The 15,979-nt window shown below is 66.3% G+C and carries 18 protein-coding genes and 1 tRNA gene; 13 read left to right on the top strand and 6 right to left on the bottom strand.

Annotation, left to right across the window (positions count from 1 at the left end; all coding sequences use genetic code 11):
* Positions 1 to 13: 13 nt before the first annotated feature.
* Positions 14 to 229: a hypothetical protein gene (locus tag BMI87_RS02150; protein WP_078519511.1), complete on the bottom strand. Its 216-nt coding sequence runs from the start codon at positions 227 to 229 to the stop codon at positions 14 to 16.
* A gap of 206 nt (positions 230 to 435) precedes the next feature.
* Between BMI87_RS02150 and BMI87_RS02145 the strand changes: the two genes are divergently transcribed.
* The gene (locus tag BMI87_RS02145) at positions 436 to 687 is read left to right on the top strand and encodes a DUF2312 domain-containing protein (RefSeq protein WP_078519510.1); all 252 of its coding nucleotides are present in this window, start codon (positions 436 to 438) and stop codon (positions 685 to 687) included.
* A gap of 48 nt (positions 688 to 735) precedes the next feature.
* On the opposite strand, the gene BMI87_RS02140 is transcribed toward BMI87_RS02145, so the two are convergent.
* Positions 736 to 1,611, bottom strand: coding sequence for a hypothetical protein (locus BMI87_RS02140; protein WP_078519509.1), 876 nt, complete (start codon positions 1,609 to 1,611; stop codon positions 736 to 738).
* Between the two features lie 278 nt (positions 1,612 to 1,889).
* Here BMI87_RS02140 and BMI87_RS02135 point away from each other — a divergent pair, with 278 nt between their 5' ends.
* The 7 genes from BMI87_RS02135 to BMI87_RS02105 all read left to right on the top strand — a co-directional run bounded on the left by BMI87_RS02135 (position 1,890) and on the right by BMI87_RS02105 (position 7,175).
* Positions 1,890 to 3,452 carry an iron ABC transporter permease gene (locus BMI87_RS02135; RefSeq protein ID WP_078520013.1) on the top strand — a complete coding sequence of 521 codons (1,563 nt, stop codon included), beginning with the start codon at positions 1,890 to 1,892 and terminating at the stop codon, positions 3,450 to 3,452.
* A gap of 48 nt (positions 3,453 to 3,500) precedes the next feature.
* Positions 3,501 to 3,576, top strand: a tRNA-Thr gene (locus BMI87_RS02130).
* Between the two features lie 36 nt (positions 3,577 to 3,612).
* Positions 3,613 to 4,302: a MotA/TolQ/ExbB proton channel family protein gene (locus BMI87_RS02125; RefSeq protein ID WP_078519508.1), complete on the top strand. Its 690-nt coding sequence runs from the start codon at positions 3,613 to 3,615 to the stop codon at positions 4,300 to 4,302.
* Positions 4,303 to 4,312: 10 nt separating this feature from the next.
* Positions 4,313 to 4,696 (top strand): biopolymer transporter ExbD, encoded by a 384-nt coding sequence (locus BMI87_RS02120; protein ID WP_078519507.1) that lies wholly within the window; start codon positions 4,313 to 4,315, stop codon positions 4,694 to 4,696.
* Positions 4,693 to 5,106 carry a biopolymer transporter ExbD gene (locus tag BMI87_RS02115; RefSeq protein ID WP_246832628.1) on the top strand — a complete coding sequence of 138 codons (414 nt, stop codon included), beginning with the start codon at positions 4,693 to 4,695 and terminating at the stop codon, positions 5,104 to 5,106. Before BMI87_RS02120 ends, BMI87_RS02115 begins: the two co-directional genes overlap by 4 nt.
* Entirely contained in the window at positions 5,103 to 5,945 is an 843-nt protein-coding gene (locus tag BMI87_RS02110; RefSeq protein WP_078519505.1) for an energy transducer TonB, read from the top strand. Before BMI87_RS02115 ends, BMI87_RS02110 begins: the two co-directional genes overlap by 4 nt.
* A 57-nt stretch (positions 5,946 to 6,002) precedes the next feature.
* Positions 6,003 to 7,175 (top strand): M20 aminoacylase family protein, encoded by a 1,173-nt coding sequence (locus BMI87_RS02105; protein ID WP_078519504.1) that lies wholly within the window; start codon positions 6,003 to 6,005, stop codon positions 7,173 to 7,175.
* Between the two features lie 32 nt (positions 7,176 to 7,207).
* Here the strand turns inward: BMI87_RS02105 and BMI87_RS02100 are convergent, their stop codons facing one another.
* Positions 7,208 to 7,615 carry a universal stress protein gene (locus BMI87_RS02100; protein ID WP_078519503.1) on the bottom strand — a complete coding sequence of 136 codons (408 nt, stop codon included), beginning with the start codon at positions 7,613 to 7,615 and terminating at the stop codon, positions 7,208 to 7,210.
* Positions 7,616 to 7,767: 152 nt separating this feature from the next.
* Positions 7,768 to 8,775, bottom strand: a complete 1,008-nt coding sequence (gene moaA / locus BMI87_RS02095; protein ID WP_078519502.1) for a GTP 3',8-cyclase MoaA — start codon at positions 8,773 to 8,775, stop codon at positions 7,768 to 7,770.
* Positions 8,776 to 8,910: 135 nt separating this feature from the next.
* Here moaA and BMI87_RS02090 point away from each other — a divergent pair, with 135 nt between their 5' ends.
* The 4 genes from BMI87_RS02090 (at position 8,911) to BMI87_RS02075 (ending at position 13,167) form a co-directional block, all read left to right on the top strand.
* Complete coding sequence (locus BMI87_RS02090; protein ID WP_078519501.1) at positions 8,911 to 9,399, top strand: hypothetical protein; 489 nt, start codon at positions 8,911 to 8,913, stop codon at positions 9,397 to 9,399.
* 10 nt (positions 9,400 to 9,409) lie between these two features.
* On the top strand, positions 9,410 to 9,856 hold the full coding sequence (locus BMI87_RS02085) for an isoprenylcysteine carboxylmethyltransferase family protein (RefSeq protein WP_244176536.1): 447 nt from the start codon (positions 9,410 to 9,412) through the stop codon (positions 9,854 to 9,856).
* Between the two features lie 287 nt (positions 9,857 to 10,143).
* A complete protein-coding gene (locus BMI87_RS02080) occupies positions 10,144 to 11,718 on the top strand; it encodes a Re/Si-specific NAD(P)(+) transhydrogenase subunit alpha (RefSeq protein ID WP_078519500.1) in 1,575 nt (524 codons plus the stop codon).
* 15 nt (positions 11,719 to 11,733) lie between these two features.
* Complete coding sequence (locus BMI87_RS02075) at positions 11,734 to 13,167, top strand: NAD(P)(+) transhydrogenase (Re/Si-specific) subunit beta (RefSeq protein ID WP_078519499.1); 1,434 nt, start codon at positions 11,734 to 11,736, stop codon at positions 13,165 to 13,167.
* 246 nt (positions 13,168 to 13,413) lie between these two features.
* Here BMI87_RS02075 and BMI87_RS02070 read toward each other — a convergent pair whose 3' ends face one another.
* Positions 13,414 to 13,842 (bottom strand): SufE family protein, encoded by a 429-nt coding sequence (locus BMI87_RS02070; protein WP_078519498.1) that lies wholly within the window; start codon positions 13,840 to 13,842, stop codon positions 13,414 to 13,416.
* A gap of 138 nt (positions 13,843 to 13,980) precedes the next feature.
* Here BMI87_RS02070 and BMI87_RS02065 point away from each other — a divergent pair, with 138 nt between their 5' ends.
* A complete protein-coding gene (locus tag BMI87_RS02065) occupies positions 13,981 to 14,478 on the top strand; it encodes a hypothetical protein (protein WP_078519497.1) in 498 nt (165 codons plus the stop codon).
* 232 nt (positions 14,479 to 14,710) lie between these two features.
* Here the strand turns inward: BMI87_RS02065 and rnd are convergent, their stop codons facing one another.
* The gene (rnd, locus tag BMI87_RS02060; RefSeq protein WP_078519496.1) at positions 14,711 to 15,874 is read right to left on the bottom strand and encodes a ribonuclease D; all 1,164 of its coding nucleotides are present in this window, start codon (positions 15,872 to 15,874) and stop codon (positions 14,711 to 14,713) included.
* Positions 15,875 to 15,979: the final 105 nt, after the last annotated feature.

Genomic DNA, 15,979 nt, shown 5'->3' with positions numbered 1-15,979 from the left:
GGGCGGGGGCGCCTCAGCCGAGGAAGATGCCCAGCACCACCATCATCAGCCCGATCACCGACACGAACAGCGCGCCCATATTGACCGCGATGATCTTTTGCAGCCGTGCGCGCAGCTCTTCATCGGGCAGGCCGGCGCGTTTGGCGCTGGCGACTTTGACGATGCAATACAGGATGCCGAACAGCCCGATCACCGAGACGACGGCCCCTGCCCAGATCAGATTTTCCATTGCGGCCTCCGAAAGTTGCGCGCGCCTGCCTAGCCCGTCGCGGGGGGTATGGCAAGAAAAACGCAGGTGCCCGCTTTGTTGCGGGAATAAGCGGGAGGGGCGGGCGTCCTTCCATAACCCGCCGATCCGCGCGCGCCGCCTCTTGATGCGCGCAGACGCTCGGGCTAGTCAGAGCGCCGACCCCCGTTCGCAAGCAGGAGAGGCCCATGCCCAACGATGCCGCCTACAATGTCACCGCCGATGAGCTGCGCCAGTTTGTCGAGCAGTTCGAGAGCCTCGAAGCCGAGAAGAAAGACATCGCCGAGCAGCAGAAGGACATCATGTCCGAGGCCAAGGCCCGCGGCTATGACACCAAGGTGCTGAAGAAGATCGTCGCCCTGCGCAAACGCGACAAGGATGACGTGGCCGAGGAAGAGGCGATTCTCGACATCTACAAATCCGCGCTGGGGATGGGCTGAGCGCCACTGCGCGCCGGGCGATGATCCGGCGCGAACCGCGCCCTTCGCTTAGGGGGCGATGAATTCCACACCGGGCATCCGCGCGATCGCGGCGACGTCGGCATCGTATTGCGCGGTGATCTCGTCGACCAGCTCATCGGTCCAGCCCGGCAGCGGTGCCTCGATCTCGAGCGCCTCGGGCTGGGCGTATTTGTCGAGGAAGGCCGCCACGATCTTGCGCCGGTGCAGCACCGATTTCGGCGGGTTCGCGTCGAAATAGCTGCGCAGCCGTTCGATCCCCTCCTCGGGCATGATCTGACGCAGCACCATCATGTCGCCCTTGAGCGCCTGATCCTCCGGCAATCCGCCGACCGAGCGCAGCACCTCGGGCCAGATCAGCGGCAAATCCTCGTTGCACCAGATCACGAAACGCCGCCCGCCCGCGGCTTCCACCATCTGGCGGATCAGCGGCTCCCAGCGCAGCTCGCGCGGGTCGTGGCCTTCCATGATCTGCTCGTAACTGCGCTTGGGCAGCCGCGCGACCAGTTGCGGGATCAGGCTCGCGGGGTTGATCAGCGCGAGATGAAACTCGGTCTCCGCATCGGGAAAGAGGTTCGCGAGCGGCGCGAGCTTGCCCGGCGCCATCGCATAGAAGCCGCGCTTGGTGATCACCCGCTCGGGGATGCACAGGAAAAACGCGTGGCTGAACACCAGCCGGTCGAGGACCGGCGCGTCGGTGCTCGCCTCGATGATCGCGTCCTGCACATCCTGCGGCGCAGGCCCGCCTTTCAGCGAGACCAAAGCATCGCGCAGCACCATCCGATAGCTGCGGGGCGCTGGCACGGCGATGCGGTGAGACTCGAGGAGCCGCTCATTGCTCGACAGCGCGCCCACGATGCGATCTTCATCGGTCGAATGCGCTCCGAGATGGAAAACGACTTTCATTCTGCGCGCCTCAATATCGTCTGGCTGGTCAAGCCCTTATTGTTGCCGCTCACTCTAGCCGCTCCGTTCTGGACAGGCAAATGTGTTTCGGGGTAGGAGGGGCGAGACAATTCCGACAAAACTGATCGGGAAAGCCCGTGCCCAAGTCCGCCCAAACCCTCTCGGTCCCCCCTGCGCCTGCCCTGCGCGGGCGCTTGCGTGCGGCGGGCGGGCTGTGGTCGCTCGGGGCCGTGGTGATCGCGGTGCTGGTGCTGGCGCCGATTCTGGCCGTGGGGTGGATGGCGCTCGATCCGCGCGACAATATCTGGCCGCATCTGATCGCGACGGTGCTGCCGCGCTACCTGACCAATACGGCGGTGCTGACGGGCGGCGTGGGACTGCTGGCCTCGGCCATCGGGGCGGGGGCTGCGTGGCTCGTGGTGATGTATCGCTTCCCGGGGCATCGCATATTGCAATGGCTGCTGCTGCTGCCGCTCGCGATCCCGGCCTATGTCGGCGCCTACGCCCTCACCGATTTTCTGGACTATTCCGGCCCGGTGCAGACCGCGATGCGCGGCGCTTTCGGCTGGGCTTCGGCGCGTGATTACTGGTTCCCCGAGATCCGCTCGCGCGAGGCGGCGGTCGTCGTGCTCTCGGCCGCGCTTTACCCCTATATCTACCTGATCACCCGCGCGGCCCTGCGCGAGCAATCCGGCGCCAGCTACGAGGTCGCCCGCGCCCTCGGCACCGGGCCGTGGGGGATGGTCTGGCGCGTGGGCCTGCCGCTCGCGCGTCCCGCAATCGCCGCAGGGGCCGCGATCGCGATGATGGAGACGGTGGCGGATTTCGGCGTCGTCGATCATTTCGGCGTGCAGACCCTGACCACGGGCATCTTCTCGACATGGCTTTCGGGAGGCAATGCGGGCGGGGCCGCGCAGCTCGCGCTGGTGATCCTCGGGATCGTCCTCGCGCTCCTCATGCTCGAGAAGCTCTCGCGCCGCCGCGTCCACTATTACCAAAGCGCGCGTCAGGCCCGCCCGGTGCAGCCGCAGCGCCTGAAAGGCGCGGCTGGCTGGGTGGCGACGCTGGCCTGCGTGCTCCCGGTGGCCTTGGGCTTCATGCTGCCGGTCGCGGTGATGGGCAGTCATGCGCTCGCCAATCCCGAGGCGTGGTTCGGCCGGGGCCTCGGGCTCGCGCTGTGGCACACGATCCTGACCGGAGGGGCTGCCGCCGTGATCACGGTGACGCTGGCGCTGTTCATGGTCTACGGGGTGCGCCTGTCGGGGCAGCGCCTGCCGCGCGCGGTGCTGCCGCTGACGACGCTGGGCTATGCCGCGCCGGGGGCGGTGCTGGCGGTCGGCATCCTGATCCCGCTCGCCGGTCTCGATCACATGCTGGCCGACACCGTGCTGGCGATCACCGGCCACGACCCCGGGCTGCTGCTGACGGGCTCGGCCTTCGCGATCATCCTCGCCTATGTGGTGCGATTCTTCGCCATCGCCCAAGGCGCGAGCGACGCCGCCTTCGGGCGCGTGCCGCCCTCGCTGCCGATGGCCGCGCGTTCGCTGGGGCGCACGCCGGGCGGTGTTCTGCGCAGCCTCTACCTGCCACTGATGCGCGGCTCGGTCGGCTCGGCGCTGCTTCTGGTCTTCGTCGATTGCGTGAAGGAACTGCCCGCGACACTGCTGCTGCGCCCGTTCAATTTCGAGACGCTGGCCACGCGCACGCAGGAAAAGGCGAGCCTCGAGAACCTGGGCGATGCCTCGCCCGCCGCACTTCTCGTCTGCGCGGTGGGGTTGGTCGCAGTCGCGATCCTCGCCCGCGCGGATCAAGCGCGCGCCGATCTTGCCCGTTCCCGCTGAGCGGCGTCTTGCGCGAATTTCCAAGCCGCGCTATTGCGGGCCCGTCACGCCGGCGTAGCTCAGTTGGTAGAGCGTCTGATTTGTAATCAGGGGGTCGGGGGTTCGAGTCCCTCCGCCGGCACCACCTCACCGCGCCTGTGGGCGTGCATTGGAGGGCGCGATGGACGGCACCGCTCAGATTTCCGGAGCTCTTCCGGGGCGCATGTTCGATGCGCTCGTGCTGGGAGGTCCGGCGATGTGGGCGATTGCGGCGCTGTCTGTGATCTCGCTCGCGGTGATTTTTTGGAAAATCTGGGATCTGTTGGCCGCCGGCGCGTGGTCGGGCGGGGCACATAGCCAGGCGGCGATCGCGGCTTGGGCGGCAGGCGATCCCGACGGGGCCGAGGCGGCTCTGGCGGGGCGGCGCTCGTTGCGCGCGCAGCTGGCCCGAGCGGCGATGGCGAGTCTGCGCGATCCGCAGCTCGATCGGGCAGGTGCCGAGGCCGAAACGGGCCGCGTCGCGCGCGATCTGCTGGCGCGCGCACGCTCGGGGCTCCGCGCGCTGGAACTGGCCGTGGTGATCGGCCCGCTTCTGGGGCTTCTGGGCACGGTCGCGGGCATGATCGCGGCCTTCCGCGCGCTGCAGGAGGCGGGCGTTCAGGCCGATCCGGCGACGCTCGCAGGCGGCATCTGGGAGGCGCTTCTGACGACGGCGGCGGGCATGGCGGTGGCGATCCCGGCGCAGATCGCGCTGTCGGGCTTCGACGCGGTCGTGGACCGCCTGCGCCACGATATGGAAGACGCCGCGACCCGCATCTTCGCCCGCGCGCCCGCCACGCTCACCGAGCGGCCCCGCGCCGCCGCCGAGTGAGGCGCGCGCGATGTTCGCCTTCGGTCAACCGCGCCCCCGCCGCCGCCCGGCGCTGACGCCGATGATCGACGTGGTCTTCCTGCTTCTGGTGTTCTTCATGCTCGCCTCGCGCTTCGGGGTGGAGCGCACGCTCGACCTGACCTTGGGTGCCGGCACGTCTGGCGCGGACTGGTCCGGGCCGCCGCGTCTGGTCGATGTGGGCGTCGGCGGCACGGTCAGCCTGAACGGGCAGACTGTCGCGCTCTCCGATCTGGCGGGCGCGCTGCAGCCGCTGATGGACCAACCCTCCGATCCGGTGGTGCTGCGTCCGAAAGAGGGCGATCTGAGCGCACTGACGCAGGTGATCGAGGCGCTGCGCGGCGCGGGGCTGAGCAATCTGGTGCTGGTGCCGTGAGGCTTTTCTCCGATCCGCCGCGGCGTAGCCTGGCCGAGCCGCTCTTGCCGATGATCAACGTGGTTTTCCTGCTGCTGATCTTCTTCCTGCTGGCTGCGACGCTGGCCCAGCCGACGCCTTTCGAGGTCACCCCACCCGAGGCTTCGGGCGCGGGCAAGGCCGATCCCGGCGCGCTGGTCCTGTTTGCGAATTCCGAAGGCGAGATCGCCTATGGCGAGGCGCGCGGCGATGCGGCGATTGCGGCGCTGGGGGCGGCTGCGCAGGATGCGCGCGCGGACTGCGGCGATTGCGCCGACAGCCTGACCCTGCGTGCGGACGGGCAGCTTCCCGGCGACGCGCTGGCGAAACTGATGCCGCAGCTGGCGGGTCTCGGTTTCACCGATCTCAAACTCGTGGTGCGGGGCAAATGACGCTGCGCGGGCTGGCTTTCGCGGGTGCGCTTGGCGCGGCTTTGGCGGTCCATGCGGGCGTGCTGATGGTCTGGGAGCCTGCGCCTGCGGGCGGGGCGCAATCGGCGGGCGACGGGGGCGACGCGCTCGTCTCGCTTGCGCCGTCTTCGCCGTCCATGGCCGCGCGGGTGGCGGAGTGGGAGCGCCCGCCCGAGGTCGAGACGGAGATCGCGGCGGCGCAGCCTGAGGCTCCAACAGCGCCCGAAGCGCCTGAAGCCCCGACCGAGCCGCCGGAAACCGCGCCGCAGACTGCCGCAGCCCCCACGCTGACCGCGCCACCTGCGCCCGACGCGGCGTTGCCCGAACAGGCCGAGCCCGCGCCGCCCGACATGCCGCGGCCCGAAGCCAAGCCCACGCCGCCTGCGCCGGAACCGGCGAAGCCGAAGCCCAAAGCGCCCGCGAAGAAACAGGCCTCGCAGCCCGCCGCGGCTCAGCCCAAGCAGCAGGCGAAGGGGCAGGGCGACAAAGGGGCCGCAGGCGACCGGCGCGCGGCCCCGGCGGCGACGCTCTCGGCGGGGCAGATCCGCTCGCTGATGGGATCGTGGGGCGGAGACATCCGCGCCCGGATCGAACGCGCCAAGCAAACGCCCTCCGGGGCAGGCGCGGGCCGCGTGGTGGTGGCGCTGAATATCGCGCGCGACGGGCGGCTCGTTGGCGCGTCGGTGGCGCAAAGCTCGGGCAATGCGGCGCTCGACCGGGCGGCGCTCGATGCCGTGCGCCGGGCGGGTCGTTTCCCCGCAGCGCCGCAAGGCTTGGGCAAACCCAGCTACAGCTTCTCCTTGCCGATGGCCTTCCGCTGAGCGCGGCTTGCACCCGCCGGCAAGGCGAGGCAGGGTGCGCGCAACCAAGGAGCGAGCATGCCGATCAAGAACCGTTTTGCCGAGATGCACGCGGAAGCCACCGCATGGCGGCACGATTTTCACCGCAATCCCGAACTGCTCTATGATCTGCCGCGGACCTCCGCGCGCGTGGCCGAGCTGCTGCGGGAATTCGGCTGCGATGAGGTGGTCGAGGGGATCGGGCGGACGGGTGTCGTCGGCGTGATCGAAGGGCAGGGCACGCGCCAGGGCGGGCTACGCTGCGTCGGTCTGCGCGCCGATATGGATGCGCTGCCGATCCGGGAGAAAACCGGTGCCAAACACGCCTCCGAGGTCGAGGGCAAGATGCATGCCTGCGGCCATGACGGGCACACGTCGACCCTGCTTGCGGCGGCGAAATACCTCTGCGAGACGCGGGCTTTCGCGGGCCGTGCCGTGGTGATTTTCCAGCCCGCCGAAGAGGGCGGAGCCGGGGCCAAGGCGATGATCGAGGACGGTCTGATGGAGCGTTTCGGCATCGAAGAGCTCTATGCGCTGCACAACATGCCGGGGATGGAACCGGGCAGCTTCGGCATCCGGCCTGACGCGATGATGGCGGCGGCGGATTTCTTCGACATCGTGGTGACCGGCAAGGGCGGCCATGCGGCGAAACCTCAGGAAGTGATCGACCCGGTGCCGATTTCCGCCCATCTGATCCTCGCGCTGCAAAGCATCGTGTCCCGCGCGACCGATCCGCTGGAGGAGATCGTGCTGTCGGTCACGACGCTGGAGACCGACTCGAAGGCGCTTAACGTGATCGGCAATTCGGTGAGCCTTGGCGGGACGGTGCGTACGATGAGCGCCGAGACCCGCGATCTGGCCGAGCGCCGTCTGCGCGAGATCGCGCAAGGCGTGGCCGCGACGCATGAGGCGACGGCAGAGGTCGACTACCGGCGCGGCTATCCCGTCACCCGCAACGATGCGGCGGCGGCCGAGGTCGCAGCGCAGGTGGCCGAGGCCGTGGCAGGCACCTGCGATCGCAACGTCGACCCGATGATGGGGGCGGAGGATTTCGCCTATATGCTGGAGGTGCGCCCCGGGGCCTATGGCTTCATCGGCAATGGCCCCAGCGCGCCGCTTCATCACGCGGAATATGATTTCAACGACGCGATCCTGCCTGCGGGTGCAAGCTGGTTCGTCGGCATGATCGAGGCACGTCTGCCTGCCGAGTGAGCCTTAGCGCATGACCATAACCCGCGCTGGTCTCAGCGCATGACCATGACCGCACATTTCGCATGGCGCACGACGCGCGAGGCGGTCGAGCCGATCAGGTAATCGCCAAAGCCCGGACGGTGCGACGCGATCACGATGCAATCGGCCCCGATATGTTCGGCGTAGTCGAGGATTTCATGGCCGGGCTGACCTTCGACAATCGCCCAGGCGCCCGCGTCGAACTCCGCCGCGCGCGTGGCGAGGTCGTGCTCCAACGTCTTGCGCAATTCCTCCGCATAACCCTCGGGCATGTAGTTGATCGCATAGGCGGGGACGTCTTCCATCACATGCAGCAAGGTAATGCGCGCCCCGTCGCCTGCGAGCGCCCGCGCGACATTGATTGCGGCGTCGGGATTGTGATCTTCGTCGAAGGCGACGGGCACGAGAATGTTGGAATACATTGGTTTGGCTCCCTTTCTTTGTCGGGAGCCTGCCAGAGGGTCTGGCGCTGCGCATTGATTTGAGTCACCCCGGAGGTGGGCCGCGCCACCAAATTCGCGTGAGTTGCCCGAGACCTGCGCCGCGCGCGTAGCGGACGCAGGTCCGGTGAGGCTCAGCCGCCGGTATGGCTCATGTGGCGCGACATTTGGCCCGAGACGGTCTGGCGCGAATAGTCGAAATCATGGCCCTTGGGCTTGCGCGAGATCGCCTCGCGGATCGCGGCTTCCAGCGCGGCATCGTCCTCGCTGGCTCGCAGGGGCGCGCGCAGATCGGCGTTGTCCTCCTGGCCGAGGCACATGAACAGCTCGCCCGTGCAGGTCACCCGCACACGGTTGCAGTTCTCGCAGAAATTATGCGTGAGCGGCGTGATGAAGCCGATCTTCTGGCCGCTTTCCTCAAGCCGCACGTAGCGCGCCGGGCCCCCGGTCGATTCCGCCAGATCGGTCAGGGTAAACCGCTCGGCCATTGCCTTGCGCACATCCGAGAGCGGCCAGTATTGATCGAGCCGCAGATCGTCGCCCATCTCGCCCATCGGCATCACTTCGATGAAGGTCAGGTCGAAGCCTTCCGCCGCGCACCAGTCGATGAGGGTGAACAGCTCGTCTTCGTTGAAGCCCTTCAGCGCGACGGTGTTGATCTTGACCTTGAGGCCCGCGCGTTTCGCGGCCTCGAGACCTTTGAGCACCTGTTCGAGCCGCCCCCAGCGCGTGATCTTCGCGAATTTGTCGGCATCGAGCGTGTCGAGCGAGACGTTGATCCGCTTCATGCCCAGTGCCGCGAGATCATCGGCGAATTTCGCAAGCTGCGAGCCATTGGTGGTCAGCGTCAACTCGCGCAGATCGCCGGTCTCCAGATGCCGCGAGATCGAGCGGAAGAAGGTCATGATATCGCGCCGCACCAGCGGCTCGCCCCCGGTGAGCCGCAGCTTCTTCACGCCAAGGCGGATGAAGGTCGAGCAGAGCCGGTCCAATTCTTCGAGCGTCAGCAGTTCCTTTTTCGGCAGGAACTGCATGTGCTCGGCCATGCAATAGGTGCAGCGAAAATCGCAGCGATCGGTGACCGACACCCGCAAGTAGTCGATAGGGCGGGCGAAGGGGTCGATGAGGGGCGTGTTATCCATGGTTCGGAAAGTAAGGCGCGGCGGGCGGGGCGGCAAGGGTCGTCACGTGGATCACGTGCGGGCAGGGCGCAGAGCGGGGGGTGGCAGTCGCCTCGGACTGCGCATAGGCTCGACGAAATTTTAAGGAGATTTCGAATGCGCAAACCCCTCTCCCGCCCGATCTTGGCGCTCACGCTGATGATGCCGATGGCGGGCTGCGCCACGCTGGGACTCAACGGCCCAAACGCCGCGAGCCCGGCGACCACGGCAGCCCCCGACGCCGCCGCTCCGGTCGCAGCGCCGATCCCGAAGCCGAGTGCGAAAACCGCCGATTCCCTTGATACCACCACCGCGGAGCAGCGCGCGGAGGCGGCGAAGAAACCCGTGGGCGGCGAGACCAAGCTTGGCACCACCATCGCGAGCCTTGGCGATCCGGCCGATCCGGGCTTCTGGGTAAAGACCGGGCTGGTCAAAAGCGAAACCCCCGGCCGGATCGAAGACCCGAAGACCGGCAAATCCGCGAAGGTCACGCTGATCCCGTCGGGCAAGGCGGCTGGCTCGGGCTCGGAAGTGTCGCTGCCCGCGCTGCGTCTGCTCGAGGTGCCGCTGACCGATCTGCCCGAACTTACCGTCTACAAGCTTTGAGTGGCGCGCGATGAACCCTCTGCGCGAGATCGACATTCCGCCGCTCTGGCTGGTGCTCTTCGCGGCGCTGGTCTGGGCGCTGGGGCAGATCGTGCCGATGCCGTTTCGCTATGATCGCGCGCTCGGGATGATCGCGATCGCGCTCGGGCTCGCGCTCATGCTGGCCGCGGTGGGGCAGATGCTGCTTCACCGCACCACCTTCATCCCGCGCCGTGACCCGTCTGACCTCGTGACCTCCGGCGTCTTCGCGCTGTCGCGCAACCCGATCTATCTCGGCGACGCGCTTGTGCTGGCGGGGCTGGCGCTGATCTGGCACGCGCCTTTGGGGCTTCTGCTGGTGCCGGTCTTCATGTGGTTCATCACGCAGCGCTACATTCTCGGCGAGGAAGCCCGGATCGCCGCGCATTTCGGCGACGCTTACACCGCCTACCGCGCCCGGACCCGCCGCTGGCTCTGATCGGGCCGCGGCATAATGCTGCGCCCGTCAAAAAAGCTGGTGGCGGTGCAATCGGGTCGCAGCGCGAAATGGACGACCTAACGCGCTGATATAAAAATATAAATTACCCTAAAGTTCGGTATTCAATGGTATACACGAACCGGTGAGGCGCGCCGTGAACGATTAACAAGGTTTTACGGCCCATCGGTGCTTGTGAAACATTATTGCGCGATGCTAAGGAGTACGACGCAAGATTCCGGGTGCGCAGGCCATCGGCTAAACGCACCGCTATCCAAGGGGGAGTTAGAGTGAAAATCGGAGCTCCAAAGGAGATTTTCGAGGGCGAGGCGCGGGTCGCCATGACGCCCGACTCGGCTTTGCAGCTGCAAAAGCTGGGCCATGAGTGCTTCATCGAGACCGGGGCAGGCGTCCGTGCCGGCTTCACAGACGAGGCCTACGAGGCCGCGAACGTGACCGTCATCAAGACCGCCGCCGCGCTGTTCAAAGAGGTGGATTTCGTCATCAAGGTGCGTCCGCCGAGCGATACAGAGGTCAAGCGCCTCAAGCCCGGCCAGACCCTGATCTCGTTCTTCTACCCGGCCCAGAACGAAGAGCTTCTGAAAGCCGCCGAGAAGACCGGTGCGAACGTGATCGCGATGGACATGGTCCCGCGGATTTCGCGCGCGCAGAAAATGGATGCGCTGTCGTCCATGGCCAATATCGCGGGCTACCGCGCGGTGCTCGAGGCAGGCAACAATTTCGGCCGCTTCTTCACCGGTCAGGTGACGGCGGCGGGTAAGGTTCCGCCGGCGAAAGTGCTCGTGGTGGGCGCAGGCGTCGCGGGTCTCGCCGCGATCGGCGCTTCGACCTCGCTGGGTGCGATCACCTACGCCTTCGACGTGCGTCCCGAAGTGGCCGAACAGATCGAGTCGATGGGCGCCGAGTTCGTCTATCTCGACTTCGAAGAGGCCGCGAAAGACGGCGCCGAGACGGGTGGCTATGCTGCGCCGTCCTCGCCGGAGTTCCGTGAAGCCCAGCTTGCGAAATTCCGCGAACTGGCGCCCGATATCGATATCGTCATCACCACCGCGCTGATCCCGGGCCGTGACGCCCCGGTGCTGTGGACCAAGGACATGGTCGAGGCGATGAAGCCCGGTTCCGTGATCGTGGACCTCGCCGCCGAGCGCGGTGGCAACTGCGAACTGACCGTGCCGGACCAGAAGATCGTGAGCGACAATGGCGTGACCATCGTCGGCTACACCGATTTCCCGAGCCGCATGGCGACGCAGAGCTCCACGCTCTACTCGACCAACATCCGTCACATGATGACGGACCTGACGCCCGAGAAGGACGGTGTCGTCGTCCATGACATGGAAGACGACGTGATCCGCGGCGCGACCGTGGCCTATCAGGGCGAGATCACCTTCCCGCCGCCGAAACCCAAGGTGGCCGCGATCGCGGCGCAGAAGCCGAAGGAAAAGGCCAAGGAGCTGACGCCGGAAGAGAAGCGCGCAGCCGAAGTGGCCGAGTTCAAGAAGCAGACCCGCAACCAGGTGACGCTGCTCGCCGTGGGCGCGATCGTGCTTCTGGGCGTGGGCCTCGTGGCGCCGGCCAGCTTCATGCAGCACTTCATCGTCTTCGTGCTCAGCTGTTTCGTGGGCTTCCAGGTGATCTGGAACGTCTCGCACTCGCTGCACACGCCGCTGATGGCTGTGACCAATGCGATCTCGTCGATCATCATCCTCGGCGCGCTGTTGCAGATCGGATCGGGCTCGTGGCTCGTGATCCTGCTTGCTGCGCTGTCGGTGTTCATGGCCGGGATCAACATCTTCGGTGGCTTCATGGTCACCCGGCGCATGCTCGCCATGTTCCAGAAGTCGTAAGAGGGGGAGAGCGTAATGGAAAACGGATTCTCGACCGCCGCCTATGTCGTCGCGGCAGTTCTCTTCATCCTCTCGCTGGGCGGCCTTTCGGGGCAGGAAAGCGCGAAACGGGCCGTGTGGTATGGCATCGTCGGCATGGGCCTTGCGGTTCTGGCGACGCTGATCGGCCCCGGCTCGGGGCTGTGGCTTCTCTCGGTCATCCTGATCGCGGCCGGTGGCATCATCGGCTGGTTCGTCGCGAACCGGGTGCAGATGACGGAAATGCCGCAGCTTGTGGCGGCGATGCACTCGCTGGTCGGTCTCGCCGCCGTCTTCGTGGGCTACAACGCCTATATCGAGATGGCGCGCGTCGGCGCGATGGGCATGGAAGAACAGCACGCGCTGAAAGGCTTTGCCGCTCTGATCGCGCATAAGACGCCGGTCGAGCTGTCGATCCTGCGCGTCGAGCTGTTCCTCGGCGTGTTCATCGGGGCGGTGACCTTCACCGGGTCGGTCGTGGCCTTCGGCAAGCTCGCGGGCAAGGTGACCTCGAAGGCCACCAAGCTGCCGGGCGGGCATATGCTCAACGCAGGCGCCGCGATCCTCTCGGTGATCCTGCTGATCCTGTTCATCAACGGCGCGGGCGCTTGGGCGCTCATCGCGATGACGCTTCTGGCCTTCTTCATCGGTTACCACCTGATCATGGGTATCGGCGGCGCCGATATGCCTGTCGTGGTGTCGATGCTGAACTCCTATTCGGGCTGGGCCGCGGCGGCGATCGGCTTCTCGCTGGGCAACGATCTTCTGATCGTGGTCGGCGCGCTGGTCGGCTCCTCGGGTGCGATCCTGTCCTACATCATGTGTAAGGCGATGAACCGCTCGTTCATCAGCGTTATCCTCGGCGGCTTCGGCGGTACCTCCGGTCCCGCGATGGAAGTCGAGGGCGAGCAGATCGCGATCGACGCCGACGGCGTGGCCTCCGCTCTGCGCGACGCAGATAGCGTGATCATCGTGCCGGGCTACGGCATGGCAGTGGCACAGGCTCAGCAGGCCGTGTCGGAACTGACCCGCAAGCTGCGCTCTCAGGGCAAGGACGTCCGCTTCGCGATCCACCCGGTCGCGGGTCGTCTGCCGGGCCACATGAACGTGCTGCTGGCCGAGGCGAAAGTGCCTTACGACATCGTTCTGGAAATGGACGAGATCAACGAGGACTTCCCCGACACCGATGTGGTGATCGTCATCGGCTCGAACGACATCGTGAACCCCGCGGCACAGGAAGATCCGAACTCGCCGATCGCTGGCATGCCGGTTCTGGAAGTGTGGAGGGCCAAGCAGGTCTTCGTCTCGAAGCGCGGTCAGGGCACCGGTTATTCGGGCATCGAGAACCCGCTGTTCTACAAAGAGAACACCCGGATGTTTTATGGCGACGCCAAGGACTCGGTGAACCAGCTGCTGCCGCTGATCGACTGATCGGCAGGGCAGGGAATTTGGAAACGGCCGGTCGGTGGACCGGCCGTTTTCGTTTGTGAGGGTGGCTCGGGGCGACTAGCCCCGGGCCGCGCCCGACCCTCCCCCCGGGAGGGCGCATTGGCGATGTCGGCGCGGGCATGGAGGTCGTGCGGGCTTGCGAGATAAACCGCCCAGCCACATCCGTTGCAACGCGCCCACCCGAGGCTCGGGCGCGTCCCTCTGTCGTGAAGTAGAAAACCTGGGGCCTTACGCCCCCGCAGCCTCACCGGCCAGCTTGCGAATCCGTTCCACCATCGCGCGCAACCCGTTCGAGCGCTGCGCCGACAGGTGGTCGTTCAGGCCCAGACGGCCCAGCTCGGTGGGCGCGTCCACCTTCAGGACGTCTTCAACCGTCAGGCCGGAGTAAAGCGCATGCAGGATCGCGATCAGGCCCTGCACGATCATCGCGTCGCTATCGCCCTGAAAGTCGAAGGTCGCCTGCGGGCCCTCGCCCTCGATCCGGGGCAGCAGCCAGACCTGGCTCGCACAGCCCTCCACCTTGGTCGCAGGCACCTTTACCGCGTCGTCCAGGGGCGGCAATTCGCGGCCCAGCTCGATCACGTGACGGTAGCGGTCCTCCCAATCGTCGAGAAATTCGAAGGTCTCGGCAATCTCTTCAAAGGCTTCGCGCGCCATGGTTACTCGCTCCTACGGACAGGGAATTGCCTATTGGGTAACGGGTTCGCGCCCGAGGGTCCAGACGCGGCTTTTCAAAAGCGCTACAATGGGCTACCACAAATCCGGGTCCAGACCCGGGACAGTATCGGAGCCATCATGAACAAAGCCCTGATCGCGGCACTTGCCCTGACGCTCACCACCGCAGGCTGCGGCACAATCCGTGACAGCAAGCTCAACCCGTTCAACTGGTTCGGGCGCGACACGGCTGCACCGGTGGAAACACTCGCGCCGCGCGGCGGCTACCCCGTGAAGGTCGGCAAGCCGAACCAGCAGCAGGTGTCGCAGGTTTCCTCGCTCTCGGTCGAGAAGATCCCCTCGGGTGCGATTATCACCGCGATGGGCCTGCCGCCGACGCAAGGCTATTGGGATACCGATCTGGTCCCGCTGAATGGCGGTGCGCCGGATGAGAACGGCACGGTGACCTATGTCTTCATGGTTTCGCCGCCGCCCGCCGACAGCCCCGATGCGCGCCGGGTGATGACCCCGCAGTCGCGCGAGGTTTCGGCGGCTGCGTTCCTGAGCACTTACAAGCTGCAGGGCGTGCGCAAGATCGTGGTGCAGGGCGTTTCCAACGCGCGGTCCGTCGCGCGCTGATCGTCACTTCAGTTGATTGAGATGAGGCTCGGGGCGACCCGGGCCTTTTTCTTGTCGTCTTGCCCGGATCAGCCGCGACAGCGGCCCGGGCAGCGCCCGACCGCCCCCTCGGGCGGGCGCTTGTGGGGTGTCAGCGCGCGCACTGAAAGCCTCCGAAACTTTCAGGGATAAAGCGAAGACCACCAAAGAAGGGGGCGCCCACCCGGCGGTCAGGCGCAGCCCTCTGGTGTCCTTACACGTCGATCAGCTTCACCGCGCCGCTATCGGCGGTCAAAGCCACTTCGCCCTTAGCCAGACGCAGCGCGTCAGTGCCGAAGACCTCCGCGCGCCAGCCCTGCAGGGCGGCCACGTCGCGCTTGCCGGCGGCGATGCGATCCAGATCGGAGGATGTCGCGATCAGCTTCGCGGCGACGCCTGCCTGCTGCGATTTCGCCTTCAGCAGCACCCGCAGCAGATCGCCGAGCGCGGTGTCGACCTGCAATTGCTGGGCCTGGTTATCGGGGCGGGGCAGCTTCTCGTTGGGCATCTCAAGCCCTTCGCGGACCGCCGTCAGGATGCCCTCTGCGATCTCGCCCTTGCGAGCTTCGCGCAGCAGCAGTCGCGACTTGCCCAGCTCTTCGATCGAAGAGGGCTTGGTCGAGGCCAGCTCCAGCAGCGCGTCATCCTTGAAGATACGGCTCCGCGGGATGTTGCGGTTTTGGGCGTAACCTTCGCGGAACTGCGCCAGCTCGCGCACGATGGCGAGGAAACGGCCCGAATTGGTCCGCGTCTTCACGCGCTTCCATGCCTCTTCGGGGCGGTTGATATAGGTCTCGGGGTTCAGCAGAACCGCCTCTTCCTCTTCGACCCAGGCATCGCGGCCGGTTTTCTTCAGCTGTTCGTCGAGGAATTCGTAGATCACGCGCAGATGGGTCACATCGGCGATCGCGTATTTCTTCTGCGCCTCGGTCAGCGGACGGCGCGACCAGTCGGTGAAACGCGAGGATTTGTCGAGCGACTGCTTGGCGATCTTGCGCACCAGCGTCTCGTAGCCCACCTGCTCGCCGAAGCCGCAGACCATCGCGGCGATCTGCGTATCGAACAGCGGATCGGGGAAGACCTGCGCGTCGGTGTAGAAAATCTCCAGATCCTGCCGCGCGGCGTGGAAGACCTTCACGGTCTCCTTGTGGCGGTAAAGATCGTAGAGCGGCTCGAGCGAGAGATCGTCGGACAGCGGGTCGACCAGAACGGCCTCGCCTTCGGTCTCGCCATGATTGGGGAGCGCCATCTGCACGAGGCACAGCTTGGACCAGTAGGTCCGCTCGCGCAGGAATTCGGTGTCGACGGTGACGTAGGGCTCTTGCTTGGCCTTTTCGCAGAAGGCCGCGAGGGCCTCGGTCGTGGTGATGGTCTGCATATCGCGCTTTCAATTCGGTGCGGGCTCATCCCGCGCAGGTGCAAATTCCCTAGACCTTCATGGGGCAAAAGGGAAGGGCGGCGCGTGTTACGGCCCGGTTTGCGT

The organism is Thioclava sp. F28-4, from assembly GCF_002020045.1.
GTDB lineage: Bacteria > Pseudomonadota > Alphaproteobacteria > Rhodobacterales > Rhodobacteraceae > Thioclava > Thioclava sediminum.
The sequence above is the reverse complement of the archived record's forward strand: the minus strand, read 5'-3'. Positions and strand labels throughout refer to the sequence as shown.